15 protein-coding genes and 1 tRNA gene are annotated in these 14555 nt (G+C 62.2%); 3 read left to right on the top strand and 13 right to left on the bottom strand.

Annotated features, from left to right (window positions below):
* Nucleotides 1-16: 16 nt before the first annotated feature.
* Together AC2FM3_RS05175 and AC2FM3_RS05170 are read right to left on the bottom strand one after the other, a co-directional pair.
* The gene (locus tag AC2FM3_RS05175; protein WP_496679614.1) at nucleotides 17-286 is read right to left on the bottom strand and encodes a DksA/TraR family C4-type zinc finger protein; all 270 of its coding nucleotides are present in this window, start codon (nucleotides 284-286) and stop codon (nucleotides 17-19) included.
* A 57-nt stretch (nucleotides 287-343) separates the two neighbouring features.
* On the bottom strand, nucleotides 344-1318 hold the full coding sequence (locus AC2FM3_RS05170; RefSeq protein ID WP_496679612.1) for a Gfo/Idh/MocA family protein: 975 nt from the start codon (nucleotides 1316-1318) through the stop codon (nucleotides 344-346).
* Between the two features lie 147 nt (nucleotides 1319-1465).
* On the opposite strand from AC2FM3_RS05170, the gene AC2FM3_RS05165 reads away from it, so the two are divergent.
* Nucleotides 1466-2644, top strand: a complete 1179-nt coding sequence (locus tag AC2FM3_RS05165) for a dipeptidase (protein WP_496679609.1) — start codon at nucleotides 1466-1468, stop codon at nucleotides 2642-2644.
* A 60-nt stretch (nucleotides 2645-2704) separates the two neighbouring features.
* Here AC2FM3_RS05165 and rpoH read toward each other — a convergent pair whose 3' ends face one another.
* Together rpoH and AC2FM3_RS05155 are read right to left on the bottom strand one after the other, a co-directional pair.
* Complete coding sequence (gene rpoH, locus AC2FM3_RS05160; RefSeq protein WP_496679608.1) at nucleotides 2705-3601, bottom strand: RNA polymerase sigma factor RpoH; 897 nt, start codon at nucleotides 3599-3601, stop codon at nucleotides 2705-2707.
* A 125-nt stretch (nucleotides 3602-3726) separates the two neighbouring features.
* Nucleotides 3727-4770: an RluA family pseudouridine synthase gene (locus tag AC2FM3_RS05155; protein ID WP_496679607.1), complete on the bottom strand. Its 1044-nt coding sequence runs from the start codon at nucleotides 4768-4770 to the stop codon at nucleotides 3727-3729.
* Here AC2FM3_RS05155 and AC2FM3_RS05150 point away from each other — a divergent pair.
* Nucleotides 4769-5071: a DUF6476 family protein gene (locus AC2FM3_RS05150; RefSeq protein ID WP_040634129.1), complete on the top strand. Its 303-nt coding sequence runs from the start codon at nucleotides 4769-4771 to the stop codon at nucleotides 5069-5071. The genes AC2FM3_RS05155 and AC2FM3_RS05150 overlap by 2 nt on opposite strands.
* 6 nt (nucleotides 5072-5077) lie before the next feature.
* Here AC2FM3_RS05150 and AC2FM3_RS05145 read toward each other — a convergent pair whose 3' ends face one another.
* The 6 genes from AC2FM3_RS05145 to AC2FM3_RS05120 form a co-directional block, all read right to left on the bottom strand.
* A complete protein-coding gene (locus AC2FM3_RS05145; RefSeq protein ID WP_496679604.1) occupies nucleotides 5078-6061 on the bottom strand; it encodes a hypothetical protein in 984 nt (327 codons plus the stop codon).
* Nucleotides 6061-7050, bottom strand: a complete 990-nt coding sequence (locus tag AC2FM3_RS05140; RefSeq protein WP_496679602.1) for a glycosyltransferase family 2 protein — start codon at nucleotides 7048-7050, stop codon at nucleotides 6061-6063. The genes AC2FM3_RS05145 and AC2FM3_RS05140 overlap by 1 nt, the downstream gene beginning before the upstream one ends.
* A gap of 143 nt (nucleotides 7051-7193) precedes the next feature.
* Nucleotides 7194-9188 (bottom strand): hypothetical protein, encoded by a 1995-nt coding sequence (locus AC2FM3_RS05135; protein ID WP_496679600.1) that lies wholly within the window; start codon nucleotides 9186-9188, stop codon nucleotides 7194-7196.
* Nucleotides 9185-10120 (bottom strand): hypothetical protein, encoded by a 936-nt coding sequence (locus AC2FM3_RS05130; RefSeq protein WP_496679599.1) that lies wholly within the window; start codon nucleotides 10118-10120, stop codon nucleotides 9185-9187. Before AC2FM3_RS05130 ends, AC2FM3_RS05135 begins: the two co-directional genes overlap by 4 nt.
* A 5-nt stretch (nucleotides 10121-10125) precedes the next feature.
* Entirely contained in the window at nucleotides 10126-11109 is a 984-nt protein-coding gene (locus tag AC2FM3_RS05125; RefSeq protein WP_496679597.1) for a glycosyltransferase family 2 protein, read from the bottom strand.
* A 313-nt stretch (nucleotides 11110-11422) separates the two neighbouring features.
* A tRNA-His gene (locus AC2FM3_RS05120) sits at nucleotides 11423-11499 on the bottom strand.
* A 306-nt stretch (nucleotides 11500-11805) separates the two neighbouring features.
* On the opposite strand from AC2FM3_RS05120, the gene AC2FM3_RS05115 reads away from it, so the two are divergent.
* A complete protein-coding gene (locus AC2FM3_RS05115) occupies nucleotides 11806-11994 on the top strand; it encodes a DUF6324 family protein (RefSeq protein WP_149776801.1) in 189 nt (62 codons plus the stop codon).
* Between the two features lie 3 nt (nucleotides 11995-11997).
* Here AC2FM3_RS05115 and AC2FM3_RS05110 read toward each other — a convergent pair whose 3' ends face one another.
* The 3 genes from AC2FM3_RS05110 to AC2FM3_RS05100 all read right to left on the bottom strand — a co-directional run bounded on the left by AC2FM3_RS05110 (nucleotide 11998) and on the right by AC2FM3_RS05100 (nucleotide 14523).
* Nucleotides 11998-12429, bottom strand: a complete 432-nt coding sequence (locus tag AC2FM3_RS05110) for an MmcB family DNA repair protein (RefSeq protein WP_496679595.1) — start codon at nucleotides 12427-12429, stop codon at nucleotides 11998-12000.
* 330 nt (nucleotides 12430-12759) lie between these two features.
* Nucleotides 12760-13962, bottom strand: a complete 1203-nt coding sequence (locus AC2FM3_RS05105) for a PIG-L deacetylase family protein (RefSeq protein WP_496679592.1) — start codon at nucleotides 13960-13962, stop codon at nucleotides 12760-12762.
* 264 nt (nucleotides 13963-14226) lie between these two features.
* Nucleotides 14227-14523: a hypothetical protein gene (locus AC2FM3_RS05100; RefSeq protein ID WP_496679591.1), complete on the bottom strand. Its 297-nt coding sequence runs from the start codon at nucleotides 14521-14523 to the stop codon at nucleotides 14227-14229.
* Nucleotides 14524-14555: the final 32 nt, after the last annotated feature.

The following is a 14555-nucleotide window of genomic DNA, read 5'->3' as shown; positions in this document are numbered from 1 at the left end:
CCTGGTCGGGGCAACCCTATTTCAGCTGGCTGTCCTTGGACCCGCGCCGGTTGATACCGCCGCGGGCTTTGTAGGCGCCGTCGTGCTCCTGCTGGCAGTCTAGGCACAGCTTGACGCCCGGGATGGCCTGACGCCGTTTTTCCGGGATCGGTTCCTCGCATTCCGCGCAATGGGTCAGGCTGTCGCCCACGGGGCGTTTGCGCGCCTGCATCCGGGCCAGCTCGTCGGAAATCGACGCTTCGATCTGTTCGCTTACCGCGCCGTCACGCGCCCAGCCTCCGGCCATGGTCTCCTCCGTTTCAGCTGCCGGCCAGTCTAGGCGCGCAGTGGTACGTCACGCAAGTCAGAGCGGTGTCGCGCCATCGAACACCCGGTCGATCATCGCTTGCGTCCCGCGCGAGAATTCCAGCGGACACGGGTATTCGTCCCCCGCGCGAATGGTTCGGCAAAACGCCTCGACCTGCAGCTTGTAGTGATCGTCGGCTGGGAAACGCGTCACAAGAACTTCCAAACCCGGGCGATGCAGTTCGACCCGAGCCTCGCCAAACACCCGCGCGTTGAACGGCGCGGTCAGGCGGATCAGGCCGCGTTCCCCGTGAAAGACCATTTCCTGATGGGGGTGCATGCGGATCGAGACATAGGCCGAATAAGTAAAGCCCGGAAACTGCGCGCGTATTTCCGTGAACGCGTCGATTCCATCCTCCCAACGGATGGCCGATTGCACGGTGTCCGGTTCCTGCCCCGTCGCGAAACGGGCCGACCCGATGACATAGACGCCGATGTCGCGCAGCCCGCCGCCGCCGGTTTCGGCGCGGTTGCGGATATTGCCGGTGTCCGCGCGGTTGTCGAAGCTGAACGCACCTGTGACATGCACCAGATCACCGATGGCGCCATCGGCGATCAGGTTGCGCACATGCTGCCACTGAGGGTGGTGCACGATCATATAGGCCTCGGCCGCCAGCAGCCCGGTCTGGTCGCGCTTGTGGATGAGGGCGTCGAACTCCTTGGCGCGCATGGTCATCGGCTTTTCACACAGAACGTGCTTGCCGGCCTCCAGCGCCTTAAGGCTCCATTCCACATGCAGGTGGTTCGGAAGCGGAATGTAGACCGCCTCGATTTTGGGCGAGGCCAGCAGCGCGCCATAGTCGTCAAAGACCTTCAGGTCCGGGCAGAAGTCCTGAAACGGCTCGGCCTTGGCCTGATCCGAGGTCGCCAAGGCCGCCAGCCGCGCGCCCGAAGCCGCATGGATCGCCGGCCCCATGAATTGGCGCGCGAATTTCGCAGCCCCCAGAATGCCCCATTGAACCGGCTTGTGCATGGTGTCCTCCGTATTTGACCACGTTGGGCGCTGAAATGTTTGCGCCAACATCCGTTGCGACCTCTGTATCAGCCAAGCGACGCCAAGTCAGGCTTTTCTCATCAGTTTTCGCCCATAAGCTGCCGGAAACGCTTGGGGAGGAAAAACGTGAAGAGACTACTGAAATGGCTGGCCGGCCTTGTGGTGGCCGCGCTTGTCCTCGGAGCCGTGGTGTTCTTTGGTTTCGTGCCGGCCTATGTCGAAGGCGCGCGCAACAACGTGATCAACCACGACCCATATCCGGTGTCCGACACCGCCGCGGCCCTGCACGAAACCCTGCTCGTGGGCGACCTGCATGCCGATCCACTGTTGTGGAGCCGCGACCTGACCGAGCGCGGAACCCGCGGCCAGGTGGATATTCCCCGGCTGATCGAAGGCAACGTGGCCCTGCAGGTGTTCACCGCCGTGACCAAGTCACCGGCCGGGCAGAACTACGAGGCAAACTCGGCCGAGGCATTCGACAACATCACGCTGTTGGCCATCGGCCAGCTGTGGCCGCTGCGTACCTGGGACAGCCTTAAGGAACGCGCGATTTATCAGGCCGAGAAATTGCACCGGTTCGAGGCCGCCTCGGACGAGCACCTCAAGGTCATCAAGACCCGCGCGGATCTCGAGGCCGTTCTGGACGCCCGGGCGCGCGGCGAAAAGGTCGTGGGCGGCATTCTGGGAATCGAAGGCGCCCATCCGCTGGAGGGCGATCTGGCCAATCTCGAGCCGATATTCGATGCCGGCCACAGGGTGTTCGGGCTGCAGCATTTCTTTGACAACGAACTGGGCGGCTCGCTGCACGGCACCGGGAACACGGGCTTGACCGAATTCGGACGGCAGGTGGTGGCCGAACTGGCCAAACGCCCGGTTGTGATCGACCTGGCCCATTCCAGCCCGCAAGTGGCGCACGACGTGCTGGCCATGACAGACGAGCCGCTGATCGTCAGCCATGGCGGCCTGCACGGGTTCTGCCCGGTCAAGCGCAACTATCCCGACGACCTGATGAAGGAAATCGCGGCGACCGGCGGTGTCATCGGGATGGGATACTGGGCCGATGTCACCTGCGGCGACATCACCCCGACGGGCATCGCGAAAATGATCAAGGCTGCCATCCAAACGGTGGGCGAAGATCATGTGGCGCTCGGGTCCGACTACGACGGCTCGGTCGAGACCGCGTTCGACTCGTCGGAACTGGCGGCGCTGACCTCGGCCTTGCAGGACGAAGGCCTGACCGAAACGCAGATCCGCAAGGTCATGGGCGAAAACATGGTACGGGTATTCCGCCAACAGCTGGAGTAGCGGCACGAAAAAACCGGCCCGGAGCGATCCAGGCCGGCTGTTCAGGTCGGTCGTGGCGCATCAGGCCGGGGTCAGCATCCCCTTTTCCCGCGCCAGTTCCCGCATCTTTTTCTGCAGCTTTTCAAAGGCGCGCACCTCGATCTGGCGAATGCGCTCGCGGCTGACATTGTATTGCGAGCTCAGCTCTTCCAGCGTGACGGGCTGATCCATCAACCGGCGCTGGGTCAGGATGTCCTTTTCGCGGTCGTTCAGCACCTCGAGCGCCTCGGCCAGCAACTCACGCCGAACCTCAAGCTCTTCGCGGGCCTCATAATCGCCGGCCTGGTCGGCATCTTCGTCTTCCAGCCAGTCCTGCCACTGCATGGTGCCTTCGCCCTCGGAGCCGACCGTGGCGTTCAGCGAGGCATCCCCGCCGGACATGCGGCGGTTCATGCTAATGACCTCCTCTTCGGTCACGCCCAGATCGTTGGCGATCTGCTTGACGTTGTCGGGATGCAGGTCGCCGTCTTCCAACGCACCGATGCGTGCCTTGGCTTTGCGCAGATTGAAGAACAGCTTTTTCTGCGCTGACGTGGTGCCCAGTTTAACCAGCGACCACGACCGCAGGATGTATTCCTGGATCGAGGCGCGGATCCACCACATGGCATAGGTCGCCAGGCGGAAGCCCTTTTCCGGGTCAAACCGTTTCACGGCCTGCATCAGGCCTACATTGGCCTCGGAAATCACCTCGGCTTGGGGCAGCCCATAGCCGCGATAGCCCATGGCGATCTTGGCGGCCAGCCGCAGATGCGACGTCACCATCTTGTGCGCCGCTTCTGTGTCCTGCTCTTCGACCCAACGCTTGGCCAGCATGTACTCCTCTTCCGGCTCGAGAAGCGGAAACTTGCGAATCTCCTGCAGATACCGGTTCAGCCCGCCTTCAGGCGTGGGCACGGGGAGGTTTTTGTAATTTGCCATGTATCACGTCCCTTTGGACCAATGTTTATGTCCTTAACATGGATATGGGGCCACGTTTCAGACCATTCAAGGGCAGGTGTTAACAGTGTGGGATTTAAGATTGATAAAGGAAACCTAAGAATGCGTTAGTCACGAGACTTTGCGGGTTGTTTCAACGCCGAAATCAGGGCCTGCATGTCCTGCGGAATAGGGGCCTCGAACCGCATCCGAGCGCCGGTCACGGGGTGTTCAAACCCCAAAACCGCCGCGTGCAGCGCCTGCCGGGGAAAGCTGCGCACCGCCTCTGCCGCGTCCGCGCCGAAGGACCGGGCCGACAGTTTGCGCTTGCCTCCATAGGCCGGGTCGCCCACCAGACCATGCCCGGCATGGGCCATGTGCACCCGGATCTGATGGGTGCGCCCGGTTTCCAACCAGCATTCGATCAGCGACACCGCGCCGGGCTGCCCGAACACCTCGACGACCCGGGCGCGCGTGACGGCGTGGCGACCGCCGTGGAAGAGCACGGCCTGTTTCTGCCGGTCGTGTTTGTGCCGCGCCAGCTGCGTGGTGATCCGCATCACGTTGCCGGGTTCGAAACTCACGCCTTTGATGCCGCGCAGCCGAGGATCGTTGGCATCAGGAACGCCGTAGCACACCGCGCAGTAATACCGCTCGACGCTGTGCGCCTCGAACTGGGCCGCAAGCCCCTGATGGGCCGCATCCGATTTGGCGACCACCAGAAGCCCGCTGGTATCCTTGTCGATCCGGTGAACGATGCCCGGCCGCTTGACCCCGCCCACGCCAGACAGATCATCGCCGCAGTGATGCAGCAGCGCATTCACCAAAGTGCCATTGGGGGATCCCGGCGCCGGATGAACGACCATCCCCGCAGGCTTGTTGATCACGATCAGGTCGGCATCTTCGTGCACGATGTCCAGCAGAATGTCCTCGGGGCCGATATGACTCTCATCCGCCTCGGACACGGTTATGCAGACAGCCGCACCTTCCGCCACCTTGGCCTTGGCATCGGTCACGACCTTGCCGTCCACCGAAACCGCGCCCTCCTCGATCAGGCGGGCCAGACGGGTCCGCGACAGATTTTCATCTGCTGGCACATCCCGCGAAAGCGCCTTATCAAGGCGGGGCGGCGGAGCGTCCGCGATCACGAAGTCTATTTGCCGGGTGCCCATGACTGTCCCTTCAGATCCTCAAGAACCGCAGGAAACGCCTCAGCTGCGCCTGCTGCGCCGCATGGTCATGTTGCTGACCGCGGTGATGATTGGCGGCGTTCTAGTGACATTCGCCTTGATTGTCATCCGCCTATCGGACAGAACCCCCACCCTGCCCGATCAGATCGAATTGCCCGACGGTGCCCGCGCCCAGGCCGTTACCATCGGCAGCAACTGGTTCGCCGTGGTGACCGATGACAACCGTATCCTGATCTTCGACAAGACCACCGGGCGCCAGCGGCAGGAGATTCCGCTGGATTGAAGCGCCTCAGGCGTCCAGTGCCATACGGAACACGATTTCCGATGCCTGCTTGAGAGCAGCGACCTCTTCGGCGCTGTCGCGGCGGAACCGCAGATCTTCGGCACCAAGGCGGACCGGAGAGAACAAAACTTTGCGGTCGGGAAAGAATTCTTGCCGGAACCCTTCGTCAGCCTCGGCCAGAAAGTCATCCAGCCAGGCGCGCTCATCAGGTTCCAGCACGTCATGCCGCCGGATCATCACCGGATCGCTCACCGCCTGACGGCGCAACTGGCGGCTGCGCTTGCGCCCGATTGCCCGGGTCACCACGCCGAAGGCCTCGCTGGCGACCCGCGACAAGGACGGGTTGGCCGGCAGGTCGGTCGGACACCCGGGTGGCGGCGCAACCCCAAGCCGTGACAGGAAATCATCGATGACATTGCCGTTGGCGAGCTCCGCCCGTTCATATAGAAGCGGCACGATCGCGACGCCCGGAAAAGCCGCTCGGATGCGACCGACCGCACCGGCATAGCTGTGCCCGTTCGGGTTGGACTGGATCGCGGCCAGCCGGTCACGGACAAAGCCCGAGCCATCCGCGGGCAGCCGTCCGTTCTTGGCCCGCTGCTTGTAATCGGCCTCGAAGAAATCGGAATAGCGGCGGCAGTAGAACACCACGCGCATTTCGCGCGCGGGAATTTCCGCGAAGACCTGCGCCAGACGCGCCAGGTCGGCGGTGTAGAACATCTCGGACGACACCACACAGGCCTTGTCCGCGTGATCTTCGTATTCGCGAGCGATCGCTTCGCGGAAAGCGTCCAGCGGCTGGGCCGTCTGATTCAGGTGAAACGCCATCATGTTGTGGCTGACCTTGGGGCGCTCGCCCGTGTCCGGCCGCTGACGCCCGGCCTTCATGTAGCGCAGCCCGTTCTCGGACAAGATATCCGCATGACCGCGCAAATAGGACTGAAGCGCGGTCGTACCGGTTTTCGGCATGCCGAGGTGCAACCAGAGCATCAGGCGCCCTCCTGCCCGGCCGTCATCTGCTGCATCAGGGCGCGGATCTCGGCGGTATTCAGCAGCTCGGCAATCTGCCGGCGATGCAGGTCACAGGACTGGTGGTGCAGGCGCGCGGTTTCAGGGTCCGACATGAGGTCGTGGAAATGGCCCCGCTTTCGATCGGCGATGGCGTCAATCGACCGGTCCTCGACCGCGTTGTGGTTCATCATGTTCCAGTAGTCCAACCCAAGGCTTTCACCCGTGTGATGCGCCCGCCCCCGCACCTTCTTAACCAGATAGCTTTCGCAGGATTTCAGCGCATAGTGGTTCACCTGCACCAGATCGTACCCGACCGAGTCCCGGGCCGAGCGCCAGCTGCTGGTGAAATAGCGTTCGGGCATCGGTCGCCCCGATCCGTTGTACCAATGGCACTCCGCCATGCTCTCGACGTTGGGGCGCTTGGGTCGGTGGACGCCGATCACGTTCCAAAGGTCCCGGCGGAACATGGTCTTGAACCCCCAGGCCTGCGGCGGGCGCGGCATGTGTTCCGGGGCGGCGCGGCAAAACTGTTCGGACAGGAACCTGTCTTCATAGCCCACGACCCCGGCATTTCCGAACAACCGCCAGGTCATCGAGATCATGCGCGCATCCGGCACCGCTTTTGCCAGTGATTGCAGGGTGTTGTCGCCCGTCTTTACATTGATGTGCTCATCTGCGTCGATAACTACCACCCAGTCCTGCGGCCGCGCCACGTCCATGCGCAGGAACCGTTTGTAGGCACGCTTCTGCGGGCTGCTCGGACGCGCCGAGTTGTTGTCGACATGGATCAGAACGCCGCGGTCGTGCAGTCGCTGCAACAGGGCGTCGGTGCCGTCCGTGCAGTCATTCGTCATCACGACCATCTGGTCGATTCCGATTGCAAGATTGTGCGCCACCCACTCCAGAACGAAGGGGCCCTCATTCTTCATCGGGGTCACGCTGACAAAGCGAGGGGGCTGTTCGACCATGCGGTTCTGCCTCGGATCAATCGGCCCGGTCGGGCGATCCCGCCGCGGGCACCGGTTTTTCATTCAGATTATTTTCTTCGCCCCGGCAGACCAAGGGCAAACTGCCCCGCCCCGCCGCAGCTTCGGGCGTCGATGCGCGCATGTCACCCATCGACCCGCCCCAGCTGGTTGGAAAACCGCGAATAGGTCGGGCAAAGCGCCACGGCCCGTTCCAAGAACTTTTTGGCCTGCGGCTTGTTCCCGCGCCTAAGGTAAATGCGGCCGGCCGCCCCTTGGATGGCGGCGGTGACCTCGTCCAGTTCCGCGGCATTCAGGATCTGCTGCTCGCCCTGCCTTTTGGCCCCGAGGCGGATCAACAACTGGCCCATTGCAAAGACGAGGAAAGCATTGTCGGGGTCGCAGGCCAGCGCATCCGCCATCGACAGCCGCGCCGCCCCGGCATCGCCTGCATCGGCATACAACTCGGCAAGGCGCTTGTGGTACAGCGGGGCGTCTGGACAGGCCGCAACGACCCTGCGCGCAACGTCGATCGCCGCCGACAGTGACACCTCGCCGGTGTGCCGGTGCACCGTCGAAATCAGGCTTTGCACGGCCGGATCGTCACCGGACAGGTCCTCCGATGCCCGAACCGCCGCTTCGAGCGCGGCCAGCCGCGCAGGCGATTTGGGCAACCGTCGCGCGCGCTGGTCCAACGAAAGGTCCGCCCAGTCCAGCAGCACCATGTCGAAATTGCAGGGCTGGCGTGCGATGACTTTGTGCTGGACTAGATACAGGTTGTTGAACGGCGCGAAACGGCGCTGCCGCAGCCGGCGCTGCAACCCCCAGTCGACCGGCGGGAACAGGCGGAACGGCAGTTGGTCGCGGTAAAGCATCCGCGAACCCAACACGACAACATCGGGCCGCAAGGGCTTGGCCCAAAACGCTTTTGCGAATTGTCGCCCTGCGGCCCAGCGCTTTTTCTGGGCACCCAAGATAGCGCCGCGCAAGGCACACAGAACGGCTCGGTCCTCGGGCCAGAGGCCGGAGTTTTCCAACCCGGTCCGGGCTAGCTGTTCGCTTTCCTTCCACTTGCCCAGATAAAAGGCGTTCAGCGCTTGCAGCAGCGGCAGAAACGCATTGTCCGCTCCGGCATCGAGGATCGGCTGGGCGAGGTCATAGGCCTCTTGGCAGCGGTCCTGCGCGCAGAGGTATTGCGACGCTTTGGCATAGACATGGGCGGCCTCGGACGGGTTGAGAAATGCAGACGGTCCCCGGGCGACCCGCTGTATGACTCGTTCATTGGCGCGCCCGATCTCGTCCTCGGACAGCACGTCGCGGAACACCAGCCGCTGCTGACCGGAAATCCGGGCCGCAGCCATCGAAAAAGCCGAAATGAACGGAGCGATCACCCGCTCGGCCCGCGACATCGTGTAGAGTTCCAGGAAATCCCGCTGGGCCCGGGTCATGCCGGACAGATCAGCGATATCGGCCATCTGGATCAATTGCGGGTGGCGCTGTTGAAACCGTGCGATCAGTTCGGGCTGGTCGGAAAACATGATGGCCATCTGCCCGCGCGACTTGTCCAGATGCGCGTCATACAGTTCTTCGGGCTCGATCTTGGCGGGCCAGGTCGTATGCTTCCAGGGCAGGCCGTTCAAGATATCGCCGCGCCGGATGTGATAGGCCGACACCCCCTTGCCCGACAACCGGGCGTCGGCCTGGTCCATGACCGCGCGGATCGGCGGCGCAAAGCCGATCCGATGGATGAAATCGCGGTATCGGGGGCGGATGGCTTCGACATCTTCCCAGGGAAAGGCCAAAACCTCGAACCCCTCCTCGACGATCACCGAACGGCCCGCGGCCAGATGTTCGCGCAGCCTGTCGGGGGTCTGATCGCCCTGAAAGCTCCAGACGGGGACGGCATCCGCGGCCAATTCGTCGTAAGCCTGCCCATCCAAGAAATGGGCCGCCATCCAATCGGTGGCGAACAGCTCTTGCGGGGCGTCCAGTTCCGGCGCGTCGGCTCCTTGCGGAAACCAGTTGACGCGATAGTCCGTGTCGAAATCCTCGGCCAGGCGGATGCAGGTCAGCATCATCAGGAGCCGCGCGCCCAGACGGTCCTTGCGCTGGCCGATGAACACGCCCCGGTCTGGGGTCATGACGCGCCACCCGCAGCAGCCTGGCGCCGCAGGGCGCGGAATCGCTGCCGCGCGGCCCCGACCAGTTTCGGATGCCGGTCCTCACCCACCGACTCGATCCCGCGCATGTAGATGGGCAGGCGCCGCCGTGCGCGCATCATCCGATAAAAGGCCTGCGGTTCCAGCGTGCCGGCCATGGCCTGCTGCATCACCGGCTTCAGCGCGTCGATCTTGCGCAGCATCGGCGCGGCGAAATGGTTCGAGAACCACGTCTTCAGCGGCACCACATTCGCGCCCTGCAACCGGTGGACGTGCCGCCGATCGGGCTCGAAGAACGGGTCATAGAAAACATAGGCCTTTTGGGCCGTCCGGATGCAGTCGGCCGCGTCACCCAGCGGCAGGTCCCAGTCCTGAACCTTGCCAAAGCGATATCGGGTCTCCCACGGCACCAGACGTTCATCCAGCGTGGATTGCGGATTGAAGGCGATCACCACCGCTCCGGGCGCCAGTGCAGAAAAGGTCAGCGCCCCGAACCCACCCATCGAGGCGCCAGCAAACACGACTTGGTCGAAGCGCTCGAAAAACCCTTCGCGCGCCTTGGCCTGGAAATAGTCGATGATCTCGGGGTCGCGGTACCAGGCCTTGGACCGCGCGAACACGCCCATATGCGACCAGCCCTCGTCGCGGAAGAACTTCCAGCCCCAGGGCTCGCGCGCGAAGGACAGATCGTTGGCATTGCCGATATTGTCGAAACTGACGACCAGACGCGCCGCGTCCCGCTGATGGAACAGGATCGAATGGCGTTCGAGCTTGCGGAGGAATCCAGTTCCTTCCCCGCCCGGATAGATCTCGACGAACCAGGGCGGCGCGGGATCTGTCAGAATGCGCTCGTACCCGGTCTTGCGGTCGGGATGCTCGGGCTTAAGCTGATCCTTCGAAAGTTCGTCGGCCATGGGTCTCAAACCAGATTGTCCGCCAGCCATGACCGGAAGTCCACCCATTCGGGGCGCAGCTTGATCTCGGCGATCTTGGCGCGGTGCCACTCGCACGCCTCGTCATGCAGACGGGCAAGCTCGGAATCGGCCTTCAGCTTGGCCAGAACCGGTGCGGCCCGCCGGGCAATGGGTTGAATCGAGGTATCCCGGACCTTGTTGGCGTTCATATCCAACCAGTAGGCCTGCCCCTGATCTACCTTGACGTGATTGGTGCGGCCACGGTCACGCTTGACCAGAAACCCCTCGAGCGAACGCACGGAGTAGTGGTGCAGGCGCCCAAATGCATGGTCGAACCCCCGCCAAGCCCGCCAGCCGACCTTGTCAGCGGGAAACAGGTTTCCACCCGCGTCCGACCAAGCGACTTCGTGCTCGCGCCCTTCTTCGATGCCCTTGGGGCGGTGCGGGCCGAAGCGGCTGAACCGGTCATTGTTGCGAAACAGCGTCTTCAGCCCGTAAGCCCGGCCGGAATGATAGGGAAATTCGCGATCGGCCATGGTGAAGCTTTCGGTCACGGGCTTGTCGTCAAAGCCGATGTTGCCCGAACTGCCGAACAGGCGCCAGGCGAACGAAATCGCGTCGACCGGGCGGCCCGCCTTCTGTTCGACCGCGTCGATCAATGCCGCAAAGCTGTTGTTCCCCACGCGGATATTCCAGAATTCGTCCACATCCAGGCACATCAGCCAATCGGCCTCTTTCACCTTGGGGTGCCTGCGCGCCCGGCGCAGCATCTGGTGTTGCGGATTACCCCCGTCGCGCACGGCATTCGGAACATGGGTCGCCAGCCCCATCTGCTGAAGGCGGCGGGCAATGTCATCGGTTCCGTCCTCGCAGTCATTGGTGAATATCAGGAAATGATCGACCCCCAGCATGCGATGAAAGGCGACCCATTCCAGCATGTAGGGGCCTTCGTTCTTCATCGTCGTGAATACGGTAATGGTCTGAGACATTTACGCCTGTTCCGATCTGCCTTTTGCCCTTTCATACACAAGCCGTCCCGACGCCGCGAGGCCGGAATAGGCTGGTACATGCATTGCACACCCGAGTGGTGCGCGACTGCACCCAAGCGGGCAACTGCGCCGCGCTGCCGGACGCGACCGAAACTGTCCGATACCCGCCCCTGGGGCAACGTGAACCGTCTCAGCGATGCACACACCCGGAAGGATCGAATAAATCTACGAATGTCATGCTAAGCCTAGGGGAGCGGCGCAACGCAGACCGGACCCCGGATGGGCAACTTGTCACCGAAAGCTTGATGAGAGATGGTACCGCCTCCCTGGCTTGAACAGGGGACCTCTGGATCCACAATCCAGCGCTCTAACCAACTGAGCTAAGGCGGCACGTGAGGGGCGATTTAACGAAGCCGCCGGGGGATTGCAAGTGCCTTGTAGGCGAATTTTCTGGCATTGTCCGACACAGCGGATCGCGCAAAGAAAATCGCGGGCGCCACGAGTTTCGGCAGCCCAAAGCGCCGCCCGCCTCTGCCGGACCCGGTGGGACACTCGGGCCGCGCTGCCTCCGCCGACCAAACTCCGACCACCTCGAAAACACATCGTTCCGCCCGCCCGCACCGTGACACACCCAGACTGCGCTTGATTCAATCCCGGTTGCGCGCTAGCAGAAACGCTCAGTCTCCGGAGGCGAAAATGGGCATCAATACCGAACGCGACATCGAAGCGAACCTGCAGATCGGCCCCACCGATCAAGGCATGGTGCGCCTGTTCGTCGAAGCCGACAACCTCGAAATCCCGATGGATTTCGACCCGGAAGAGGCCGAGGAGATCGCCGACGAGATCCGCGCCGCCGCCCAGGCTGCCCGCGCGGTCAAACGCTGACCTTCAGGGCCGCGGATCGCGCAGCATGTGCAGACGCCGCGCGGCGTCCATCGCAAATTTCTGGATCAGCTTCTTGCGCCGGGCTGCCGCCAGCTTGGCCTCGGGCGGCATCCGTATGATTTCGGCGTCATAGGCGTCGGCGATGATCAGACCGGTTTCCGTCGGCAAGAGGTCGGTTGGAAAATCAGTATCCACGGCCCAGAAGAACCGGTCGCACCAGTCCAGGTATCCGCCCCATTTGGAATCGGACTGGTAATCGACCCGGCTGGATTTGCACTCGACCACCCACAGCTCACCCTTGGGACCCAGACCCATCACATCCACCCGCAACCCGCGCGCGGGTACGAATTCCTCAATAGAAACAAAGCCGTGGCTGGCCAGATGTCGGGCAACCCCGCGGGCCAGCCTTTGACCGGGCTGCAGATCCAACGTCATGCGCAGAATGTGAACAATTCAAGAACAAAAATCAAGGACCTTCGCCATGAGGATCGGACCGGAACGAGCCACCGCCGTGCCGGCCCGTTCGGGCGACCCCGCATGCCTTCTTTTGCAACTGGCCCCCTTGCGCAGCCCGGCGCGGCACCCTAGTTAGGCCATTGGCGGGTTCTGCCCTTCTCGTGACCGGTAGCATTCCGGTGGCCTTAAGCAATTCCGAGGGAGCTGGCTCTGTTCAGGTCCTGGCCTGATTACCTGGCGCCCACCTGTACATACAGGTCCTCGGGAATCAAAACCGCACGGTTGCCTGGTGGTCCCGCCGCCTTCCGATCAGGTGAATTCCTGCGGATTGACCCGTACGAATGTTTCGTCATCCAGAGCAAAATCATAGAGCCTGCGCCCGTTCCATTGCGGCATATAGCAGTCAAACATCCTATTTTTTTGATCCGGCAGGCTTGGCACGGTCAAATCTGCCGCTGGCAGGTTCAATCCAAACGTCAACAACTGAGCGTCCGTGTAACGTGCAGATGCCTGCTTCACCGCATGATGTAACAGCACGTGTTCGATATGCCCGTATTCGCCGACTCGGTTCTGAGTGATGACAGTTGTCGGCGCGAACTGCTTCATCAACGCATAGGCAGATCCAGATAACAGCCCAAACAACGGATGGCGGCGCAATGGCCGGACTATTTCAGGTTCTGGCATGCTATCGCTGGTTGGCATGCGAATAAAACGACGCAGCCTCGGGTAATCACTTTCGACCGCAAAGGGCAGTTGCACCCGGGTGGCACCAATCATGTCGCACGCCTGTTGCATCGCTGCCTCGCGCGTATCGGTGTCTCGACGGCTGGACGCAGGCCGGAAGAAGCTTGCAACGACAACTTCGGCACGCCCCTTGAGATGCTCCAGAAGTGAGCCGGCAAACAGTGTTTTATCATCCTGATGGCATACGCACACAAGAATGCGCTGATGGGCAAGCCCGTCTAGACTGAGTCCGTTGCGCACAACGCCCGGACCGGTCTCCAATAGGCCGAAATTCGCGCTATGCAGGGTTTCCGGCCTAATCAGGCTGACCGACCGCGCCCGCCCTTGCTCGACCAAACGAACCGAGCTTGCTTGTACATGGCCGTTTCGGTTGTCGCCCTGAGTCAAGTAGCATCTGTCAGCCAAGCCAGGCCAGACCGCATCCAACTCGGCCACCCGGCTGTTCTTCTGCGCATCCGGATGCAAAAGGTCGATCGGGCCGAACGGCCGATCCTGAACCGCCTGCTCAAGCCCTTCGATCGCCGGCCTGAGGTAGAACTTGACGCGTCCAGGGAAGCGGTTTTCGAACCATCGGAACGCGATCGGAACGTAGATGTCGACCGGCGGCCATGAATCACGCAAACGCTGGCCAAGGTCGATGCCGATATATTTCAAACCGGGGTTCGAGTGCAGCGCCAACAAAGCCGCGAGGCCACCCGCCACTCCGACCTCGGCAAAACAATTGCTTTCCTGTGCCAGCCGATGAAGAGCACGCCGTTTCGGCTCCATCGATGGCGCGAGATCGGATGTGTGAAAGTCTTCCTACATGTGTGCATAGCACACGTTTCCATTGATCGCGACTGGCTCGCCTGCTTGTTTCAGCCCGTCGGCAATCGCCTGATTCAAACTTGACAGATCATCCAGAAACGCCCGCGAATTGATGGCGTCTTCATAACTTGGCTTGGTCACGGAAACGGTCTTTCATGGACAACTCGATACGCTTGCGCATCCAATGTCAGGGGAAGACCAATTGCAAGCGCCAGGAACCACCTATCACGACCGGCGCGCTTCAACGCGCACGGTTTCCAGCTTGACTGCAACCGGGGTTCCTCCGCGCGGGCCTTTGGGCTTTTCGGCCATGCTCATGATCGCATAGGCGAATTGGACGCCCGCAAAGACGATCCCGTTCATGAACCAGATCATGATCAGCGCGATAAAGCCAATGTCGGACCCGGTGATGAGGTGGCGTAGGTTGGCCACGTTCAACAGCAGCAGCACGGCGACGAACACAGCCGAGATCACAAAGCCCAGTGCGACCTGGGTGATGTAAAGACGGATCAGTTTCGGCATGACGCACCTCCCTCACACGATAGGAGTCTAGC

This window comes from Ruegeria sp. BHSB172 (assembly GCF_059613165.1).
Note: the sequence above shows the minus strand (reverse complement) of the source record. Positions and strands in the feature narration are given on the sequence as shown.

What these genes read in the sequence shown, in the direction of transcription:
- AC2FM3_RS05170 (WP_496679612.1), bottom strand. Translation starts at nt 1,318, where the DNA reads ATGCACAAGCCGGTTCAATGGGGCATTCTGGGGGCTGCGAAATTCGCG.
- AC2FM3_RS05125 (WP_496679597.1), bottom strand. Translation starts at nt 11,109, where the DNA reads ATGTCTCAGACCATTACCGTATTCACGACGATGAAGAACGAAGGCCCC.
- AC2FM3_RS05145 (WP_496679604.1), bottom strand. Translation starts at nt 6,061, where the DNA reads ATGCTCTGGTTGCACCTCGGCATGCCGAAAACCGGTACGACCGCGCTT.
- AC2FM3_RS05155 (WP_496679607.1), bottom strand. Translation starts at nt 4,770, where the DNA reads ATGGGCACCCGGCAAATAGACTTCGTGATCGCGGACGCTCCGCCGCCC.
- AC2FM3_RS05110 (WP_496679595.1), bottom strand. Translation starts at nt 12,429, where the DNA reads ATGACGTTGGATCTGCAGCCCGGTCAAAGGCTGGCCCGCGGGGTTGCC.
- AC2FM3_RS05140 (WP_496679602.1), bottom strand. Translation starts at nt 7,050, where the DNA reads ATGGTCGAACAGCCCCCTCGCTTTGTCAGCGTGACCCCGATGAAGAAT.
- AC2FM3_RS05150 (WP_040634129.1), top strand. Translation starts at nt 4,769, where the DNA reads ATGACTGTCCCTTCAGATCCTCAAGAACCGCAGGAAACGCCTCAGCTG.
- AC2FM3_RS05105 (WP_496679592.1), bottom strand. Translation starts at nt 13,962, where the DNA reads ATGGAGCCGAAACGGCGTGCTCTTCATCGGCTGGCACAGGAAAGCAAT.
- AC2FM3_RS05130 (WP_496679599.1), bottom strand. Translation starts at nt 10,120, where the DNA reads ATGGCCGACGAACTTTCGAAGGATCAGCTTAAGCCCGAGCATCCCGAC.
- AC2FM3_RS05100 (WP_496679591.1), bottom strand. Translation starts at nt 14,523, where the DNA reads ATGCCGAAACTGATCCGTCTTTACATCACCCAGGTCGCACTGGGCTTT.
- AC2FM3_RS05175 (WP_496679614.1), bottom strand. Translation starts at nt 286, where the DNA reads ATGGCCGGAGGCTGGGCGCGTGACGGCGCGGTAAGCGAACAGATCGAA.
- AC2FM3_RS05115 (WP_149776801.1), top strand. Translation starts at nt 11,806, where the DNA reads ATGGGCATCAATACCGAACGCGACATCGAAGCGAACCTGCAGATCGGC.
- rpoH (WP_496679608.1), bottom strand. Translation starts at nt 3,601, where the DNA reads ATGGCAAATTACAAAAACCTCCCCGTGCCCACGCCTGAAGGCGGGCTG.
- AC2FM3_RS05135 (WP_496679600.1), bottom strand. Translation starts at nt 9,188, where the DNA reads ATGACCCCAGACCGGGGCGTGTTCATCGGCCAGCGCAAGGACCGTCTG.